General features: G+C 63.5%; 15 protein-coding genes. All 15 read left to right on the forward strand.

The features are described from left to right. Positions 1-176 precede the first annotated feature (176 nt). The 15 genes from HNE05_RS07690 (at position 177) to HNE05_RS07760 (ending at position 17,750) form a co-directional block, all read left to right on the forward strand. Complete coding sequence (locus HNE05_RS07690) at positions 177-1,730, forward strand: sigma-54-dependent transcriptional regulator (protein ID WP_173205187.1); 1,554 nt, start codon at positions 177-179, stop codon at positions 1,728-1,730. A 385-nt stretch (positions 1,731-2,115) separates the two neighbouring features. Next, positions 2,116-4,071, forward strand: coding sequence for an acetate--CoA ligase (acs, locus tag HNE05_RS07695; protein ID WP_173205190.1), 1,956 nt, complete (start codon positions 2,116-2,118; stop codon positions 4,069-4,071). Between the two features lie 73 nt (positions 4,072-4,144). Beyond that, positions 4,145-4,420 carry a hypothetical protein gene (locus tag HNE05_RS07700; protein WP_173205193.1) on the forward strand — a complete coding sequence of 92 codons (276 nt, stop codon included), beginning with the start codon at positions 4,145-4,147 and terminating at the stop codon, positions 4,418-4,420. Positions 4,421-4,599: 179 nt separating this feature from the next. Beyond that, on the forward strand, positions 4,600-5,376 hold the full coding sequence (locus HNE05_RS07705) for an ABC transporter substrate-binding protein (protein ID WP_173205196.1): 777 nt from the start codon (positions 4,600-4,602) through the stop codon (positions 5,374-5,376). Between the two features lie 139 nt (positions 5,377-5,515). Further along, positions 5,516-6,205 (forward strand): ABC transporter permease, encoded by a 690-nt coding sequence (locus HNE05_RS07710; RefSeq protein ID WP_173205200.1) that lies wholly within the window; start codon positions 5,516-5,518, stop codon positions 6,203-6,205. Positions 6,206-6,214: 9 nt separating this feature from the next. Next, positions 6,215-6,913: an ABC transporter permease gene (locus tag HNE05_RS07715; protein WP_173205202.1), complete on the forward strand. Its 699-nt coding sequence runs from the start codon at positions 6,215-6,217 to the stop codon at positions 6,911-6,913. A 40-nt stretch (positions 6,914-6,953) separates the two neighbouring features. Then, the gene (locus HNE05_RS07720; RefSeq protein WP_173205204.1) at positions 6,954-7,718 is read left to right on the forward strand and encodes an ABC transporter ATP-binding protein; all 765 of its coding nucleotides are present in this window, start codon (positions 6,954-6,956) and stop codon (positions 7,716-7,718) included. A 17-nt stretch (positions 7,719-7,735) separates the two neighbouring features. Beyond that, a complete protein-coding gene (locus tag HNE05_RS07725; protein ID WP_173205206.1) occupies positions 7,736-8,722 on the forward strand; it encodes a GlxA family transcriptional regulator in 987 nt (328 codons plus the stop codon). Between the two features lie 260 nt (positions 8,723-8,982). Continuing rightward, the gene (locus HNE05_RS07730) at positions 8,983-10,800 is read left to right on the forward strand and encodes a sensor domain-containing diguanylate cyclase (protein ID WP_173205208.1); all 1,818 of its coding nucleotides are present in this window, start codon (positions 8,983-8,985) and stop codon (positions 10,798-10,800) included. A gap of 326 nt (positions 10,801-11,126) precedes the next feature. Continuing rightward, positions 11,127-12,347, forward strand: coding sequence for an aspartate aminotransferase family protein (locus HNE05_RS07735; protein WP_173205210.1), 1,221 nt, complete (start codon positions 11,127-11,129; stop codon positions 12,345-12,347). Between the two features lie 161 nt (positions 12,348-12,508). After that, positions 12,509-13,525: an arginine/ornithine succinyltransferase subunit alpha gene (gene aruF / locus HNE05_RS07740; RefSeq protein WP_173205212.1), complete on the forward strand. Its 1,017-nt coding sequence runs from the start codon at positions 12,509-12,511 to the stop codon at positions 13,523-13,525. An 88-nt stretch (positions 13,526-13,613) separates the two neighbouring features. Continuing rightward, on the forward strand, positions 13,614-14,636 hold the full coding sequence (gene astA / locus HNE05_RS07745; protein ID WP_173205215.1) for an arginine N-succinyltransferase: 1,023 nt from the start codon (positions 13,614-13,616) through the stop codon (positions 14,634-14,636). Positions 14,637-14,638: 2 nt separating this feature from the next. After that, positions 14,639-16,102 carry a succinylglutamate-semialdehyde dehydrogenase gene (gene astD / locus HNE05_RS07750; protein ID WP_420826994.1) on the forward strand — a complete coding sequence of 488 codons (1,464 nt, stop codon included), beginning with the start codon at positions 14,639-14,641 and terminating at the stop codon, positions 16,100-16,102. Continuing rightward, a complete protein-coding gene (gene astB, locus HNE05_RS07755; protein WP_173205218.1) occupies positions 16,102-17,448 on the forward strand; it encodes an N-succinylarginine dihydrolase in 1,347 nt (448 codons plus the stop codon). Before astD ends, astB begins: the two co-directional genes overlap by 1 nt. 14 nt (positions 17,449-17,462) lie before the next feature. Further along, complete coding sequence (locus tag HNE05_RS07760) at positions 17,463-17,750, forward strand: topoisomerase II (protein WP_160490414.1); 288 nt, start codon at positions 17,463-17,465, stop codon at positions 17,748-17,750. The last annotated feature ends 100 nt before the right edge of the window (positions 17,751-17,850 follow it).

Here is a 17,850-nt window from a genome sequence, read left to right on the forward strand (position 1 = left end):
GGCTCTAGCAGGTTAGCCGTCGATTGGTGCCGGGTGAAGTCGCGCTCGCTGCGTAATGAAAAGATTACGAATCTGTGGGTGTGGTGGCGGGTTGGCGGTGGTTGTCGGGGTTTCTGTCAGATATTCTTGACGAAAACGTCGCTCCCCGAGTCGACCTACAGATCCCGGAATCCGCCATGCGTATCAAAGTCCACTGCCAGAACCGCGTCGGCATCCTGCGCGACATCCTCAACCTGCTGGTCGATTACGGCATCAACGTCGCCCGTGGCGAAGTCGGTGGCGAGCAGGGCAATGCGATCTACCTGCACTGCCCGAACCTGATCAACCTGCAGTTCCAGGCGCTGCGCCCCAAGCTGGAAGGCATCGGCGGGGTGTTCGGGGTCAAGCGCGTCGGCCTGATGCCCAGCGAGCGCCGGCACCTGGAGCTGAATGCGCTGCTTGGCGCGCTGGATTTTCCGGTGCTGTCGATCGACATGGGCGGCTCCATCGTTGCCGCCAACCGCAGTGCCGCGCAGTTGCTCGGCGTGCGCGTGGATGAAGTGCCGGGCATTCCGCTGTCGCGCTATGCCGAGGACTTCGATCTGCCGGAGCTGGTGCGCGCCAACAAGTCGCGGATCAATGGCCTGCGGGTGAAAGTGAAGGGCGATGTGTTTCTCGCCGATATCGCCCCGCTGCAGACCGAGCATGACGAAAGCGATGCCCTGGCCGGCGCGGTGTTGACCTTGCACCGCGCGGATCGTGTTGGTGAGCGCATCTACAACGTGCGCAAGCAGGAGCTGCGCGGCTTCGATTCGATTTTTCAGAGCTCGAAAGTGATGGCCGCGGTGGTGCGCGAGGCGCGGCGTATGGCCCCGCTGGATGCACCGCTGCTGATCGAGGGCGAGACCGGCACCGGCAAGGAGCTGCTGGCGCGCGCCTGCCACCTGGCCAGCCCGCGCGGGCAGTCGCCGTTTATGGCGCTCAACTGCGCCGGCTTGCCGGAATCCATGGCCGAGACCGAGCTGTTCGGCTACGGCCCCGGCGCCTTCGAGGGCGCGCGGCCGGAAGGCAAGCTCGGCCTCTTGGAGCTGACTGCGGGCGGCACGCTGTTTCTCGACGGCGTCGGCGAGATGAGCCCGCGCCTGCAAGCCAAGCTGTTGCGCTTCCTGCAGGACGGCTGTTTCCGCCGGGTCGGTAGCGACGAGGAGGTGTACCTGGATGTGCGGGTGATCTGCGCCACTCAGGTTGATCTGTCCGAGCTGTGCAGCAAGGGCGAATTTCGCCAGGACCTCTACCACCGCCTCAACGTACTCAGCCTGCATATCCCGCCGCTGCGCGAATGCCTGGATGGTCTGGCGCCGCTGGTGGAGCACTTCCTCGACCAGGCCAGCCGGCAGATCGGCTGTCCGCTGCCCAAGCTGGCGCCGGCGGTGCTGGACAAGCTCAGCCACTACCACTGGCCGGGCAATGTGCGCCAGCTGGAGAACGTGTTATTCCAGGCTGTGTCGCTGTGCGACGGCGGCACGGTCAAGGTCGAGCATATCCGCCTGCCGGACTACGGCGCGCCGCAGCCGCTCGGCGATTTCTCCCTGGAAGGCGGGCTGGACAATATCCTCGGCCGCTTCGAGAAGGCGGTGCTGGAGCGCCTCTACCACGAACACCCGAGCAGCCGCCTGCTGGGCAAGCGCCTGGGGGTGTCGCACACCACCATCGCCAACAAGCTGCGCCAGCATGGTTTGGGCAAAGAGTAAGGGCGGTATTGGTACCTGTAGGAGCGAGCTCTGCTCGCGAATATTCGCCGCGTAAAGGCTTCGCGAGCAGAGCTCGCTCCTACGGCTGCGCGCGCCGTCTCTACGACCTTGGTGCAATAGGCGCTAAGGCGAGGAGCGTTAAGAATGTGTTCATCCGGTTCCTGCGAATCCCGGACGGCGTTTCTAGCATTCCTCCCCCGGAATGAATTGGCAGGCGGCCTTCGGGTCGCCTTTTTTTTGCCTGTGATATTTCAGGCGAGAACATGGAGCAAGTGCCCGGATTCATCGTCTGTTCGTGGTAAGACGATGGTCGAATGGTTGTTCAAGCTGGGGTTGGCTACAAATGCCTCCACTCACAAGAACAACTGTCACCGAGGTTCCAACCATGAGTGCCGCTTCCCTGTATCCCGTGCGCCCCGAGGTCGCTGCCCAGTCACTGACCGACGAGGCGACCTACAAAGCCATGTACCAGCAATCGGTGATCAACCCCGACGGCTTCTGGCGTGAGCAGGCCAAGCGCCTGGACTGGATCAAGCCGTTCAGCAAGGTCAAGCAGACCTCCTTCGACGACCACCACGTCGATATCAAGTGGTTTGCCGATGGCACCCTCAACGTCTCGGCCAACTGCCTGGACCGTCACCTCGCCGAGCGTGGCGATCAGCTGGCAATCATCTGGGAGGGCGACGACCCGTCCGAGCACGAGGAAATCACCTACCGCCAACTGCATGAGCAGGTGTGCAAGTTCGCCAACGCCTTGCGTGGCCAGGATGTGCACCGTGGCGATGTGGTGACCATCTACATGCCGATGATTCCGCAAGCCGTGGTCGCCATGCTCGCCTGTGCCCGCATCGGCGCCATTCACTCGGTGGTGTTCGGCGGCTTCTCCCCTGAAGCGCTTGCCGGGCGCATCATTGATTGCCAGTCGAAAGTGGTGATCACCGCCGACGAAGGCCTGCGTGGCGGCAAGAAGACCCCGCTCAAGGCCAACGTCGACGACGCCCTGACCAACCCGGAAACCAGCAGCGTGACCAAGGTCATCGTGTGCCAGCGCACCGGCTCCGAGATCAAGTGGAACCCGCATCGCGATATCTGGTACGAAGACCTGATGAAGGTCGCCGGCAGCGTCTGCGCGCCGAAGGAGATGGGCGCCGAAGAGGCGCTGTTCATCCTCTACACCTCCGGCAGCACCGGCAAGCCCAAGGGCGTGCTGCACACCAGCGCCGGCTACCTGCTGTATGCCGCGCTGACCCATGAGCGGGTGTTCGACTACAAGCCGGGCGAAGTCTACTGGTGCACCGCCGACGTCGGCTGGGTCACCGGCCACAGCTACATCGTCTATGGCCCGCTGGCCAACGGCGCGACCACCCTGATGTTCGAGGGCGTGCCGAACTACCCGGACGTGACCCGCGTCGCCAAGATCATCGACAAGCACAAGGTCAACATCCTCTACACAGCGCCGACCGCCATCCGCGCCATGATGGCCCAGGGCAAGGCCGCCGTTGAGGGTGCTGATGGTTCCAGCCTGCGCCTGCTCGGTTCGGTCGGCGAGCCGATCAACCCGGAAGCCTGGCACTGGTACTACGAGAACGTCGGCCAGTCGCGCTGCCCGATCGTCGACACCTGGTGGCAGACCGAAACCGGTGGCGTGCTGATCAGTCCGCTGCCGGGCGCTACGGCGCTCAAGCCGGGCTCGGCGACCCGACCGTTCTTCGGCGTACAGCCGGCGCTGGTGGACAACCTGGGCAACCTGGTCGAGGGCGCCGCCGAAGGCAACCTGGTGATCATCGACTCCTGGCCGGGCCAGGCGCGTACCCTCTACGGCGATCACGACCGCTTCGTCGACACCTACTTCAAGACCTTCAAGGGCATGTACTTCACCGGTGACGGTGCCCGTCGCGACGAAGACGGCTACTACTGGATCACCGGGCGGGTCGACGACGTGCTCAACGTGTCCGGCCACCGCATGGGTACCGCCGAGATCGAGAGCGCCATGGTCGCCCACCCGAAAGTCGCCGAGGCCGCCGTGGTTGGCGTGCCGCATGACCTCAAGGGGCAGGGTATCTACGTTTACGTGACCCTGAACAACGGCGAGGAGCCTTCCGAGCAGTTGCGTCAGGAACTGAAGAACTGGGTGCGCAAGGAGATCGGCCCGATCGCCTCGCCGGATGTGATCCAGTGGGCGCCTGGTCTGCCTAAGACCCGCTCGGGCAAGATCATGCGCCGCATCCTGCGCAAGATCGCCGTCGCCGAATACGATGCCCTCGGTGACATCTCCACGCTGGCCGATCCTGGTGTGGTGCAGCATCTCGTCGACACCCATCGCACCATGCAGGCGGCCTGATTCGTCAGCTTCCGCGCAGCGTGCACAACCCCGGCCACAAGCCGGGGTTTTTCTTTTCTGGCGGGGAAGGGGGATGAATATCGGGATTTGTCCGAATCTGGCCGGCGACGTAACACCTGGCGGTAACGCGCTGCGCCGTTTCGGGGAGGGCGGAAACACTGTGCGCCGGGAGGGTGCGCAAAAGTCGCCGAAAAATTCCGCTGAGATCGCTGAAAATCCCCGTGGAATGGGCTTTCAGAGTTTTGTGGCGTGGATATTGCTGTCATACAAGGTTAATGTTTCTGTCTCTCTGGTCATGTTTCTAGCGACCTGTCAAGCCGCCTTGCGCGCCTCTCCTGTGGTTCTGTAATTAGTTGTCGCTTTGAGGAAATATCGGTATTCCCCTGCTCGCTAGAATGCCGCCCACCTGGCCGCACCACTTGTGGCGCCTTGCGAGGCGGCAAAGCTGGTGACACTTCCTACAATTTACCCACGGCCCTGGCGAACCTCATTCTGCCAAACGATGTCCCCATTCGAAGGAGTCACACCATGAAGAAGATCGTACTTCTCGGCGCCCTGGCGCTGTCCGCGTTCAGTGCGCTGGTTCAGGCAGAAGACAAGCCGCTGCGTATCGGTATCGAGGCGGCCTACCCACCGTTCGCCTTCAAGCAGCCTGATGGCAGCATCACCGGCTTCGACTACGACATCGGTCAGGCCCTGTGCGCCGAGATGAAGGTCGAGTGCAAGTGGATCGAGCAGGAATTCGACGGCCTGATCCCGGCCCTGAAAGTGCGCAAGTTCGACGCCGTACTGTCGTCCATGTCGATCACCGAAGAGCGCCTGAAGTCGGTTGACTTCACTGGCAAGTACTACCACACCCCGGCCAAGCTGGCGATGAAGGCCGGCACCGTGCTGAACGACCCGCTGGTTGACCTGAAAGGCAAGAAAGTCGGCGTGCAGCGCGCCTCGATCTACGACCGCTACGCCACCGACGTGTTCGTCCCGGCCGGCGTGGAAGTGGTGCGCTACAGCTCGCAGAACGAGATCTTCCTGGACATGACCTCCGGCCGTCTGGACGCCACCCTGGCTGATGTCGTGAATATCGATGACGGCTTCCTCAAGACCGACGCCGGTAAAGGCTTCGCCCTGGTAGGTCCGGACTACACCGAGGAGAAATACTTCGGTAACGGCGCGGGCATCGCGGTGCGCAAAGGTGACAAGGCCCTGGCCGACAAGATCAGCGCCGCCATCCTGGCCATTCGCGCCAACGGCAAATACCAGGAAGTGCAGGACAAGTACTTCAAGTTCAACGTCTACGGCGAGTAAGGCCGGGCTGACCTACCTTCGCCGCCGAAGGTAGGTGCTCCGCCGGGCCGGCTACAGGGCGCCGTTATCGGGCGCCACTGCAGTGGCCCGCTCCCCTGGCGCAGGGGCGTTCCTCCTGTTTTTCCCTGAGGATTAATTCATGCTCAACGGCTATGGCTCGACCATTCTCGATGGTGTCTGGCTCACCTTGCAGCTGGCTCTGCTGTCGATGGTGGTGGCTATTTCTCTCGGCTTGCTCGGTGCGGCCTGTCGTTTGTCGCCGATCAAATGGCTGGCGCTGTTGGGTGAGACGTACGCCACCGTGATTCGCGGGATTCCCGATCTGGTGCTGATCCTGCTGATCTTCTACGGCGGCCAGGACCTGATGAATCGCGTGGTGCAGCTGCTGGGTTACGACGGTTTCATCGATATCAACCCGTTCATCGCCGGTGTCGGCACCCTGGGCTTCATCTATGGCGCCTACCTGTCCGAGACCTTCCGTGGTGCCTTCATGGCCATCCCCAAAGGGCAGGGCGAGGCGGGTATGGCTTACGGCATGAGTCCGCTGCGTGTGTTCTTGCGCATCCTGGTGCCGCAGATGATCCGTCTGGCGATTCCCGGCTTCACCAACAACTGGCTGGTGTTGATCAAGGCCACCGCGCTGATCTCCCTGGTCGGCCTGCAGGACATGATGGCCCGCGCCAAGAGCGCCGGCGATGCGACCCGCGAGCCGTTCACCTACATCCTGCTGGCGGCGGCTATCTACCTGGCCATCACCAGTGTTTCCCTGCTCGTCCTGCGCTACCTCGAACGCCGCTATTCGGTCGGCGTCAAGGCGATGGAAATTTAAGGGGCTGCCATGATTTTCGACTACAACGTGGTACTCGACAGCCTGCCGCTCTACTTCGACGGTGTGCTGGTCACCCTCAAGTTGCTGGTGATTGCCCTGGCCTTCGGTCTGGCCCTGGCCGTGCCGTTGGCGCTGATGCGGGTATCCAAGCAGCCGGCCGTGAACTTCCCGGCCTGGCTGTACACCTACGCCATCCGCGGCACGCCGATGTTGGTGCAGCTGTACCTGCTGTATTACGGCCTGGCTCAGTTCGAGGCGGTGCGCGAGAGCGTGCTCTGGCCGTACCTGTCCAATGCCACCTTCTGTGCCTGCCTGGCCTTTGCCATCAACACCAGCGCCTATTCGGCGGAGATCCTCGCCGGCAGCATCAAGGCCACACCTTATGGCGAGATCGAGGCGGCCAAGGCCATGGGCATGTCGCGCTTCAAGCTGTACCGGCGGATTCTGCTGCCCTCGGCCCTGCGCCGTGCGCTGCCCCAGTACAGCAACGAAGTGATCATGATGCTGCACACCACCAGCCTGGCGTCCATCGTCACCCTGGTCGACATCACCGGTGCGGCCAAGACCGTCAACTCGCAGTACTACATGCCGTTCGAGGCCTACATCACTGCCGGTCTGTTCTATCTGGTGCTGACCTTCATCCTGGTGCGCCTGTTCAAACTGGCCGAACGTCGCTGGCTGGCCTATCTGGCCCCGCGCAAAGCCTGAACCACCGATTTCACTGCATTCGCATACGAGAGCCGAGACCATGTACAAACTTGAAGTCCAGGATCTGCACAAACGCTACGGCGACCACGAAGTGCTCAAGGGCGTGTCCCTGGCGGCCAAGGCCGGCGACGTGATCAGCATCATCGGCTCCAGCGGCTCGGGCAAGAGCACCTTCCTGCGCTGCATCAACATGCTCGAGCAGCCCTATGGCGGCAAGATCCTGCTCAACGGCGAAGAGCTCAAGCTGGTCAAGAGCAAGGACGGCGCGCTCAAGGCCGCCGATCCCAAGCAGCTGCAGCGCATGCGCTCGCGCCTGTCCATGGTGTTCCAGCACTTCAATCTGTGGTCGCACATGAGCGCCCTGGAAAACGTCATCGAGGCGCCCGTGCATGTGCTCGGCGTGCCGAAGAAGGAAGCTCTGGAAAAGGCCGAACACTACCTGGCCAAGGTCGGTGTGGCGCACCGCAAGGATGCCTACCCGGCGCACATGTCTGGCGGTGAGCAGCAGCGCGTGGCGATTGCCCGTGCCCTGGCCATGGAGCCGGAAGTGATGCTGTTCGACGAGCCGACCTCGGCGCTCGATCCGGAGCTGGTCGGCGAAGTGCTCAAGGTCATGAAGGACCTGGCCCTGGAAGGTCGCACCATGGTCGTGGTGACCCACGAGATGGGCTTCGCCCGCGAGGTGTCCAACCAGCTGATCTTCCTGCACAAGGGCATAGTCGAAGAAACCGGCTGCCCGAAAGAGGTGCTGGCCAATCCGCAGTCGGATCGTCTCAAGCAGTTCCTTTCCGGCAGCTTGAAGTAGGAACTAGACTGCGAGCCATGACCGCCACTTCCCACTGCATCGGTTTCCTTATCTGGCCAGAAACCAGGCCCATGACCCTGGCCCTGGCCGAGGAAGCCCTGCGCGTGGCCCAGCGCGTGCACCCGGAAGTGGTCTACGAACTGCGCTTCCTGCACGCCGAGCCTCTGGCCGAAGGCGGCTGGCAGATGCCGGGTGAGCCCTGGGCCGGGCGCCTGGAGGGTTGCCAGAAACTGTTCCTGCTGGCCGACGAGCCACCGGTGCCTGTTGCGCCGGCATTGGCTTCCGCATTGAAGCAACTGGCCCGCGCCGGCGCGCAGCTTGGCGGGTTGTCGGCCGGGGTCTATCCGCTGGCCCAGCTCGGCCTGCTCGACGGCTACCGCGCCGCCGTGCACTGGCGCTGGCAGGATGATTTCACCGAGCGTTTCCCCAAGGTCATCGGCACCAGTCACCTGTTCGACTGGGACCGTGATCGCCTCAGCGCCTGCGGCGGTCTGGCCGTGCTCGACCTGCTGCTGGCCGTGCTGGCCCGTGACCATGGCGCCGAACTGGCCGGCGCGGTCAGCGAAGAGCTGGTGGTCGAGCGCATCCGCGAAGGCGGCGAGCGCCAGCGTATTCCCCTGCAGAACCGCATTGGCTCCAGCCATCCCAAGCTGACCCAGGCCGTGCTGCTGATGGAAGCCAATATCGAAGAGCCGCTGACCACCGACGAGATCGCCACCCATGTATGCGTGTCGCGTCGCCAGCTGGAACGCATCTTCAAGCAGTACCTCAATCGCGTGCCGAGTCAGTACTACCTGGAGCTGCGCCTGAACAAGGCGCGCCAGTTGCTGATGCAGACCAGCAAGTCGATCATCCAGATTGGCCTGTCCTGCGGCTTCTCTTCCGGCCCGCACTTCTCCAGCGCCTACCGCAACTTCTTCGGCGCCACCCCGCGCGAAGACCGCAACCAGCGCCGCAGCACCAGCCCCTTCGACATCGCGCCGAGCCCGTCCGAACGCGGTTGAGCTGGGCGGCGAGGTTCTTGTTTCGGGCGCTAGGTCGCTGCTCTGCTTGAAGTGATGCGGTGGCACCTGGCTTGGGTGTCGGTATGAGGAGCTGGCCTGGGTTTGCACTTGCTGAAGATCGCTGCACGAGCCAGTCCCACTCAAGTGGCGCGTATTGGTGGTGGCACCTGGGCGGGTGGGGCGTAGCTGGCCGTGTGGCGCTTTGTCTGCATCCTAAATAAGCCTATGCTCAAAGCGGGACCAGTCGGATAATTATAAGAATGCGCTTATTACTGATTCTGCTGTTCAGCTGGATGAGCAGTGCTGGGGTGCATGCCGCTCCCGCCGAGAGTGATGCGCTGCTGCACCTGAATGGCGAAAGCTCGCGCGTCGAGCTCAATACCTATTGGGACTTTATCGCCGACCCAAGCTCGACCGGCGATGTCTATACCGTTCACGGGCTGCCTGCCGAGCGCTTCACTCGCCACGCTAGTGGAGTGCCGAACTTCGGTTTTACCGAGCAGCGTTACTGGTTCCGCACTCAGTTGCAGCAGAGCAGTGGTGATGAGAGCTGGTTCCTGGAGTTTGATTACCCGCCCCTGGATAACATCGACGTGTTTCTGCTTGATCAGCAGGGCGAGATGCTGGTCGTTGAGCATGGCGGGGATCGGCGACCGTTTGCTCAGCGCTTGATCAAAAGCAGGCAGTTCACGGTGGAGTTGCCCTTGCCGCTCGATGAACCGGTCTGGTTGTATGTGGCGGTACAGACCGAGGGTTCCCTGCAGATGCCGGCGGTGCTCTACAGCGCACCCCGCTATGTGTCCAATACCCGCAGTGAGTACTACCTGCTGGGTCTCTATTACGGCGCTCTGCTGTCGATGTTGCTCTACAGTCTGCTGACCTATCTGTCGGTCAGGGATGCCAGCCACCTCTATTACATTGTCTACATTGCCGCCTACGGGCTGTTCCAGTTGACGATCAATGGCCTGGCCTTCGAGTACCTCTGGCCACAGTGGCCGGGCTGGAACAACCGCATGCTCCCCCTGGCGATCTCGGTGGCCACGCTCACCCTGATTTTGCTCACGCGTTCGTTTCTGCAGACCCGCACGCTGGTGCCGCGTATCGATGGACTGTTGCGGCTGGTGCAGTGGCTGTATGTGGCGTTGGCGCTGGCGTGTCTGGTCATGCCCTATAACTGGGCTATCCGCTTGAGCACGGCGTCGGCGGTGATTTCTCCGCTGGTGGTGTTTGCAATAGCGGTGTGGATCTTCTGGGCCGGCTATCGCCAGTCGCGTTTCTTCCTGCTGGCATTCACGGTGCTGCTGCTGGGCATGGTGCTTTATGCACTGAAGACCTTTCATGTGCTCCCGGGGACGTTTCTCACGGAACACGCCCTGCAGATCGGCTCTGCGTTGCAGATGATCCTGTTGATGGTGGCGCTGGCCGATCGCATGCGCCTGTTGAAGCAGGAAAATCTGCGCATCGAACAGGAGGCGAGGGTCTTGCTTGAGCAGCGTGTGCTCGAGCGTACGGAGGAGCTCAACAGTGCCCTGCGCGAGCTGGGCGACAAAAACCGCCAGCTCAGCGAGCTGAGCACGATCGACGGGCTGACCGGTGTGTTTAACCGCGCCCACCAGGAAGAAGTCCTCGCGACAGAGTGGGCGCGCGCCTGCCGGCAGAGAGGCCCGCTGTCCGTGCTGATGGTCGACATCGACCATTTCAAGCGCGTCAATGACAACTATGGGCACCAAGCGGGTGATGCCGTGCTCAAGACGGTCGCGGCGCATATCAAGAATTTTGCCAAGCGCAAGGCCGATGTGGTGTGCCGTTATGGCGGCGAGGAATTCATGGTGATCTTGCCGGATACCAGCAGCGAAGGTGCCTTTACGCTTGCCGAAGGGATTCGCCAGGGCCTGGCTGAGCTGGAGATTCCAGTGGTGGGCAACCTGCTCAGGGTCACCGTCAGCATCGGCCTGGCCTCGGCGATTCCCGGTTCGCCAGCCGAGGATGAACTGGTGGCCCTGGTTGGCGCTGCGGATGCCGCGCTCTATCGGGCCAAACAGGAAGGGCGCAATCAGGTGCGCTTGGGCGCGGTGTAGGCCGCGATCTGCGTGGTGCCGGGCGCGGTTGTCGCGTTGTGACAGCTGGTGAAGGTGCTCGGCGGGGCTTGAGTCGCCGTCCGGCACACTGCAATTGCCCATTTGCGCCTCCTGCTTTTTTCCCCTCGGCACCGCCGATGCCGCTGCGCAGCGTTTAAACTGCGCAATTCCGCTGCTTTCTGTCGCATTGCCGAAAGCCCCGGAAAACCACGGGTTGCCGCTGTAAGAAGTTGTCGCATGGCGGCAATGCGGGCCCGTAACCAGCCCCTACAATCCTTTCATCACCTGCCATTCAGTGCCGGTGCTGCTTATTCAGGAGAGCTCAGATGTCCGTTCAGCACGATCCGGTGCAACGCGCCGATTTCGACCAGGTCATGGTCCCCAACTATGCGCCCGCCGCTTTCGTTCCGGTGCGTGGTCAGGGTTCGCGAGTCTGGGATCAAAGCGGTCGAGAGCTGATCGACTTCGCCGGCGGCATCGCCGTCAACGTGCTGGGTCACTGCCATCCGGCACTGGTCAGCGCGCTGACCGAGCAAGCCAATACCATGTGGCACATCTCCAACGTGTTCACCAACGAGCCGGCCCTGCGCCTGGCGCACAAGCTGGTCGACGCGACCTTCGCCGACCGCGTGTTCTTCTGTAACTCCGGCGCCGAAGCCAACGAGGCCGCCTTCAAGCTGGCCCGTCGCGTGGCCTTCGATAAGTTCGGCGAGGACAAGTGCGAGATCATCGCCGCGACCAACAGCTTCCACGGGCGCACCCTGTTCACCGTCAGTGTCGGTGGCCAGCCGAAGTATTCCGACGGTTTCGGGCCGAAGATCCAGGGCATCAGCCACGTTCCGTACAACGATCTGGACGCGCTGAAAGCGGCGATCTCGGACAAGACCTGCGCCGTGGTACTGGAACCGATTCAGGGCGAGGGCGGCGTGCTGCCGGCCGACCAGGCCTACCTGGAAGGCGCGCGCAAGCTGTGCGACGAGCACAACGCGCTGCTGGTGTTCGATGAAGTACAGACCGGCATGGGTCGCAGCGGCGAGCTGTTCGCCTACATGCACTACGGCGTGACCCCGGACATCCTCTCCAGTGCCAAGAGCCTGGGTGGCGGTTTCCCGATCGGCGCCATGCTCACCACCACCGAGCTGGCCAAGCACCTGGCCGTTGGCACCCACGGCACCACCTACGGCGGCAACCCACTGGCCTGCGCCGTTGGCGAGGCGGTGATCGATGTGATCAATACCCCGGCCGTACTGGCAGGGGTCAAAGCCAAGCACCAGCAGTTCACCAGCCGCCTGCAGGCGATCGGCGAAAAGTACGGCGTATTCAGCGAAGTGCGTGGCCTAGGCCTGCTGCTCGGCTGCGTGCTCTCCGATGCCTGGAAGGGCAAGGCCAAGGCCGTGCTGGATGCCGCCGCAGTCGAAGGGGTGATGGTGCTGCAGGCCAGTCCGGATGTGGTGCGTTTCGCCCCGAGCCTGGTGGTCGAAGACGCCGACATCAACGAAGGTCTGGACCGCTTCGAGCGCGCCGTGGCCAAGCTGGTACAGGGCTGATGCCCTGGCCGCGCCAGCGGGCGCGGCCGGTTGGCGGCACAGGCAGTGCCGCCTGCTTTCTCAGGACGAGCAATTTCATGCGTGATCGGGCCCAGGCCCGGTCTTTCTCCAGTGTCTTCCGTCGAAGTGCCTGGAGCTTTTATTGAAGAAGGAGTGACGCCATGCTGGTGATGCGCCCCGCGCAACTGTCCGACCTTGCCGAAGTGCAGCGTCTGGCTGCGGATAGCCCGGTAGGTGTCACGTCACTGCCGGACGACGCTGCCCGCCTGAGCGACAAGATCGCCGCCTCGGAGGCCTCGTTCGCCGCCGAAGTCAGCTTCAATGGCGAGGAGAGCTACTTCTTCGTCCTTGAAGACACCGCCAGCGGCCGTCTGGTCGGTTGCTCCGGCATTGTTGCCTCGGCCGGCTACTCCGAGCCGTTCTACAGCTTCCGCAACGAGACCTTCGTGCATGCCTCGCGCGAGCTGAAGATCCACAACAAGATCCACGTCCTCTCGCTGTGTCACGACCTCACCGGCAACAGCCTGCTGACCAGCTTCTACGTGCAGCGCGAACTGGTCGATAGCGCCTTCGCCGAGCTCAACTCGCGGGCCCGTCTGTTGTTCGTCGCCAGCCACCCGGAGCGTTTCGCCGACGCCATGGTGGTGGAGATCGTCGGCTCCAGCGACGAGCAGGGCGACTCGCCGTTCTGGGATGCGGTCGGGCGCAACTTCTTCGACATGAGCTACACCGAGGCCGAGCGCCTGTGCGGCCTGAAGAGCCGCACCTTCCTCGCCGAGCTGATGCCGCATTACCCGATCTACGTGCCGCTGCTGCCCGATAGCGCGCAGGAGGCCATGGGTCAGGTCTACAGCCGCGCCCAGGTGACCTTCGACATCCTCATGCGCGAAGGCTTCGAGACCGACCACTACATCGACATCTTCGATGGCGGCCCGACCTTGCATGCGCGCACCTCGGGCATCCGCTCGATCGCCCAGAGCCGCGTGGTGCCGGTGCGCATCGGTGAGCCGGGCAAGGGTGGCCGCCAGTACCTGGTGAGCAACGGTCAGCTGCAGGATTTCCGCGCCATAGTCGCCGACCTCGACTGGGTGCCCGGCAAGCCGGTGACTCTGTCCGCCGAAGCGGCCGAGGCCCTGGGTGTCGGTGAAGGCGTCAGCGTCAGGCTGGTCGCGGTTTAAATACAAGCGGCGTGCTGCATGCAGCACGCCTGGACGCCTTTCAAACTCGTAGCTGGCCGCCGCAGGCAGGTCGCTATCCGGAGGATCTATGATCGTTCGCCCCGTCCGTAGTGCCGATTTGCCGGCGCTGTTCGACCTGGCCCGCAGCACCGGCGCCGGGCTGACCACCTTGCCGGCCAACATGGAGCGGCTGGCGCACCGGGTCAGCTGGGCGGAGAAGACCTTCCGCGGCGAGGCCGAACGCGCCGACGCCGACTACCTGTTCGTGCTCGAAGACGATGACGGCAAGGTCGTCGGCATCTCCGCCGTGGCCGGCGCCGTGGGCATGCGTGAGCCCTGGTACAACTACCGCCTGGGCCTGACCGTGAGCGCCTCGCAGGAGCTGAAGATCTACCGCGAGATCCCCACCCTGTTCCTCGCCAACGACCTCACCGGCAACTCCGAGCTGTGCTCGCTGTTCCTGCATGCTGAGCATCGCAGCGGCCTCAACGGCCGTCTGCTGTCGAAGGCACGCTTCCTGTTCATCGCCGAATTCCGCGAGCTGTTCGGTGACAAGGTGATCGCCGAGATGCGCGGCATGTCCGATGCCGAGGGCCGTTCGCCGTTCTGGGAAAGCCTCGGTCGGCACTTCTTCAAGATGGAATTCAGCCAGGCCGACTACCTCACCGGCGTCGGCAACAAGGCCTTCATCGCCGAGCTGATGCCCAAGTTCCCGCTGTACACCTGCTTCCTCTCCCCGGAGGCGCGCAGCACCATTGGCCGCGTCCACCCGGACACCGAGCCGGCGCTGGCCATGCTCAAGGGCGAGGGCTTCGCCTACCAGGGCTATGTCGACATCTTCGACGCCGGCCCGGCCATCGAGGTGCCCACCGACAAGATCCGTGCGGTGCAGAACAGCCAGACCCTGGTGCTCGCCGTCGGCACGCCCGGCGATGACGCCACGCCTTACCTGATCCACAACCGCAAGCGTGAAGACTGCCGCATCACTGCCGCCCCGGCGCGTGTCGCCGCCGGCACCCTGGTGGTCGATGCGCAGACCGCCAAACGCCTGCAACTCGCCGTCGGTGCCCTGGTGCGCGCGGTACCGCTGTCGGCCAAGGAGACAAAATAATAATGACCACTCACTTCATCGCCGGTAGCTGGCAATCCGGCCAGGGCGAGGCGTTCAGCTCCCTCAATCCGGTGACTCAGGAAAGTATCTGGGCTGGCCAGGGCGCCAGTGCCGCACAGGTCGAGAGCGCCGTGCAGGCCGCCCGTGCCGCCTTCCCGGCCTGGGCGCGGCGCCCGCTGGAAGAGCGCATCGCCGTGCTGGAACAGTTCGCTGCCGCCCTCAAGGCGCACGCTGACGAGCTGGCCCGCACCATCGGCGAGGAAACCGGCAAGCCGCTGTGGGAGTCCGCCACCGAAGTGACCAGCATGGTCAACAAGGTCGCCATCTCCGTGCAGAGCTACCGCGAGCGCACCGGTATCAAGAGTGGCCCGCTGGCTGACGCCACCGCCGTGCTGCGGCACAAGCCGCATGGCGTGGTGGCGGTGTTCGGCCCCTACAACTTCCCTGGCCACCTGCCCAACGGCCATATCGTGCCGGCGCTGCTGGCCGGCAACGCGGTGGTGTTCAAGCCCAGCGAGCTGACGCCGAAAGTCGCCGAGCTGACGGTCAAGTGCTGGATCGAAGCCGGCCTGCCGGCTGGCGTGCTTAACCTGGTGCAGGGCGCCCGCGAAACTGGCGTGGCCCTGGCCGCCAGCGCCGGCATCGATGGCCTGTTCTTCACTGGTTCGAGCCGTACCGGCAATCTGTTGCACAGCCAGTTCGCCGGTCGCCCGGACAAGATCCTCGCCCTGGAAATGGGCGGCAACAACCCGCTGGTGGTTGATCAGGTCGCCGATCTGGATGCCGCCGTGTACACCATCATCCAGTCCGCCTTTATCTCCGCCGGTCAGCGCTGCACCTGTGCGCGGCGCCTGCTGGTGCCGGCCGGCGCGTGGGGCGATGCCCTGCTGGCGCGGCTGGTGGCGGTCAGCTCGACGATCAAGGTCGGCGCCTTCGATGAACAGCCGGCACCTTTCATGGGCTCGGTGATTTCCCTGGCCGCGGCCGAGCACCTGCTCAAGGCCCAGCGCCAACTGGCCGACCAGGGCGCCAGCGTGCTGCTGGAGATGATCCAGCCGTTGCCGAACGCCGCACTGCTGACCCCGGGCATCATCGATGTCACCGCCGTCAGCGAGCGCATCGACGAGGAATTCTTCGGCCCGCTGCTGCAGGTGATTCGCTACGCCAATTTCGACGCTGCCATCGCCGAGGCCAACAACACCCAGTTCGGCCTGGCCGCTGGTCTGCTGTCGGACTCCGCCGAGCGCTACCAGCAGTTCCTCATCGAGAGTCGCGCCGGCATCGTCAACTGGAACAAGCAGCTGACTGGCGCTGCCAGCAGCGCGCCGTTCGGGGGCGTCGGCGCCTCGGGCAACCACCGCGCCAGTGCCTACTACGCAGCCGACTATTGCGCCTACCCGGTCGCCTCGCTGGAAAGTGAAACCCTGAGCCTGCCCGCCACCCTGACCCCGGGAGTGAGTTTGTGATGTCCGCCTATGAGATGAACTTTGACGGCCTGGTTGGCCCGACCCACAACTACGGTGGCCTGTCGTACGGCAACGTGGCGTCGCAGAGCAACAGCCAGGTGGCGTCCAACCCGAAGGAAGCCGCGTTGCAGGGCCTGGGCAAGATGAAGGCGCTGATGGAAATGGGCTTCAAGCAGGGCGTATTCGCCCCGCAGGAACGCCAGGACGTCGCCGCCCTGCGCAGCCTGGGTTTCGCCGGCACTGACGCGCAGGTGATCGCCCAGGCGGCGAAACAGGCGATGCCGCTGCTGGCCGCCGTCAGCTCCGCTTCCAGCATGTGGACGGCCAACTCCTGCACCGTCAGCCCGAGTGCCGACACCGCCGATGGTCGCGTGCACTTCACCGCCGCCAACCTCAACTGCAAGTTCCACCGTAGCATCGAGCACCCGACCACCAGCCGCGTGCTCGGTGCCATGTTCGCCAGCCAGCAGCACTTCGCCCACCACGCCGCGTTGCCGGCAGTCGGCCAGTTCGGCGACGAAGGCGCGGCCAACCACACGCGCTTCTGCAAAGGCTATGGCGATGCCGGGGTGGAGTTCTTCGTCTACGGCCGCAGTGCCTTCGACAGCCGTTACCCGGCGCCGCAACGCTACCCGGCACGGCAGACCCTGGAGGCCTCGCAGGCCATCGCCCGTCTGCATGGCCTGAGCGACGAAGGTGTGGTCTATGCTCAACAGAACCCGGCGGTGATCGATCAGGGTGTGTTCCACAACGACGTGATCGCGGTGGGTAACGGTGAAGTGCTGTTCTACCACCAGGATGCCTTCCTCGACACCGAGCAGGTGCTGGCCGAACTGGCCGCCAAACTCGCTCGTCGTGGCGGCAACTTCCAGGCGGTGTGCGTGCCGCGTGAAGCGGTGACGGTGGACGATGCGGTGCGCTCGTACCTGTTCAACAGCCAGCTGCTGACCCGTGCCGACGGCAACATGCTGCTGATCGTGCCGGAGGAGTGCCGCAACAACAGCAACGTGTGGAACTACCTGCAGCAGCTCACCAGCGGCAGTGGGCCGATTCGCGAGGTCAAGGTATTCGACCTCAAGCAGAGCATGCAGAACGGTGGTGGCCCGGCGTGCCTGCGCTTGCGCGTGGCGCTCAAGGACAACGAACTGGCAGCGGTCAATCCAGGCGTGATCATGACCCCGAGCCTGTACGAAACCCTGACCAGCTGGGTCGGCAAGCACTACCGTGATCGCCTGTCGGAAAGCGACCTGGCCGATCCGCAACTGCTCATCGAATGCCGCACAGCATTGGATGAACTGACGCAGATCCTTAAACTAGGCGCGGTTTATCCTTTCCAATTGGCTTAAAGAGTACTTATTTCATGTCCGACGCCCTGCAACTCATCCTCGAAGACACTGACGGCACCCAGCTGGAAACGTCCTGCACGCGCTTTGCCGTCATCTGGCAGGGCAAGGAAGTGTGGATTCAGACTGCCGGCAACGGTCAGCTGCTGATCGGTGTGGATGTGGAGGAGGGTGACGCCGAATACGCCAACCTGCTGCTGCGCCCGCTGGCTACCAACCTGGTCAGCCTGCAGCTGGAAATGGAACCGGCCGAGGTCGGCGACGAAGACGATGACCATGTGCATGGTCCGGACTGCAACCACTAAGAGCTGATTCAAAGTCTGCTGCGCGTCGGCCCTGCCGCGTTAAAAACAGGCTCGGAATGCTCATTTACAGATCGTAAACTCCGCTTCCTCGCCTGTTTTT

It is taken from the genome of Pseudomonas campi, assembly GCF_013200955.2.
Taxonomy (GTDB): Bacteria; Pseudomonadota; Gammaproteobacteria; order Pseudomonadales; family Pseudomonadaceae; genus Aquipseudomonas; species Aquipseudomonas campi.

What these genes read in the sequence shown, in the direction of transcription:
- HNE05_RS07690 (WP_173205187.1), top strand. Translation starts at nt 177, where the DNA reads ATGCGTATCAAAGTCCACTGCCAGAACCGCGTCGGCATCCTGCGCGAC.
- acs (WP_173205190.1), top strand. Translation starts at nt 2,116, where the DNA reads ATGAGTGCCGCTTCCCTGTATCCCGTGCGCCCCGAGGTCGCTGCCCAG.
- HNE05_RS07700 (WP_173205193.1), top strand. Translation starts at nt 4,145, where the DNA reads ATGAATATCGGGATTTGTCCGAATCTGGCCGGCGACGTAACACCTGGC.
- HNE05_RS07705 (WP_173205196.1), top strand. Translation starts at nt 4,600, where the DNA reads ATGAAGAAGATCGTACTTCTCGGCGCCCTGGCGCTGTCCGCGTTCAGT.
- HNE05_RS07710 (WP_173205200.1), top strand. Translation starts at nt 5,516, where the DNA reads ATGCTCAACGGCTATGGCTCGACCATTCTCGATGGTGTCTGGCTCACC.
- HNE05_RS07715 (WP_173205202.1), top strand. Translation starts at nt 6,215, where the DNA reads ATGATTTTCGACTACAACGTGGTACTCGACAGCCTGCCGCTCTACTTC.
- HNE05_RS07720 (WP_173205204.1), top strand. Translation starts at nt 6,954, where the DNA reads ATGTACAAACTTGAAGTCCAGGATCTGCACAAACGCTACGGCGACCAC.
- HNE05_RS07725 (WP_173205206.1), top strand. Translation starts at nt 7,736, where the DNA reads ATGACCGCCACTTCCCACTGCATCGGTTTCCTTATCTGGCCAGAAACC.
- HNE05_RS07730 (WP_173205208.1), top strand. Translation starts at nt 8,983, where the DNA reads ATGCGCTTATTACTGATTCTGCTGTTCAGCTGGATGAGCAGTGCTGGG.
- HNE05_RS07735 (WP_173205210.1), top strand. Translation starts at nt 11,127, where the DNA reads ATGTCCGTTCAGCACGATCCGGTGCAACGCGCCGATTTCGACCAGGTC.
- aruF (WP_173205212.1), top strand. Translation starts at nt 12,509, where the DNA reads ATGCTGGTGATGCGCCCCGCGCAACTGTCCGACCTTGCCGAAGTGCAG.
- astA (WP_173205215.1), top strand. Translation starts at nt 13,614, where the DNA reads ATGATCGTTCGCCCCGTCCGTAGTGCCGATTTGCCGGCGCTGTTCGAC.
- astD (WP_420826994.1), top strand. Translation starts at nt 14,639, where the DNA reads ATGACCACTCACTTCATCGCCGGTAGCTGGCAATCCGGCCAGGGCGAG.
- astB (WP_173205218.1), top strand. Translation starts at nt 16,102, where the DNA reads ATGTCCGCCTATGAGATGAACTTTGACGGCCTGGTTGGCCCGACCCAC.
- HNE05_RS07760 (WP_160490414.1), top strand. Translation starts at nt 17,463, where the DNA reads ATGTCCGACGCCCTGCAACTCATCCTCGAAGACACTGACGGCACCCAG.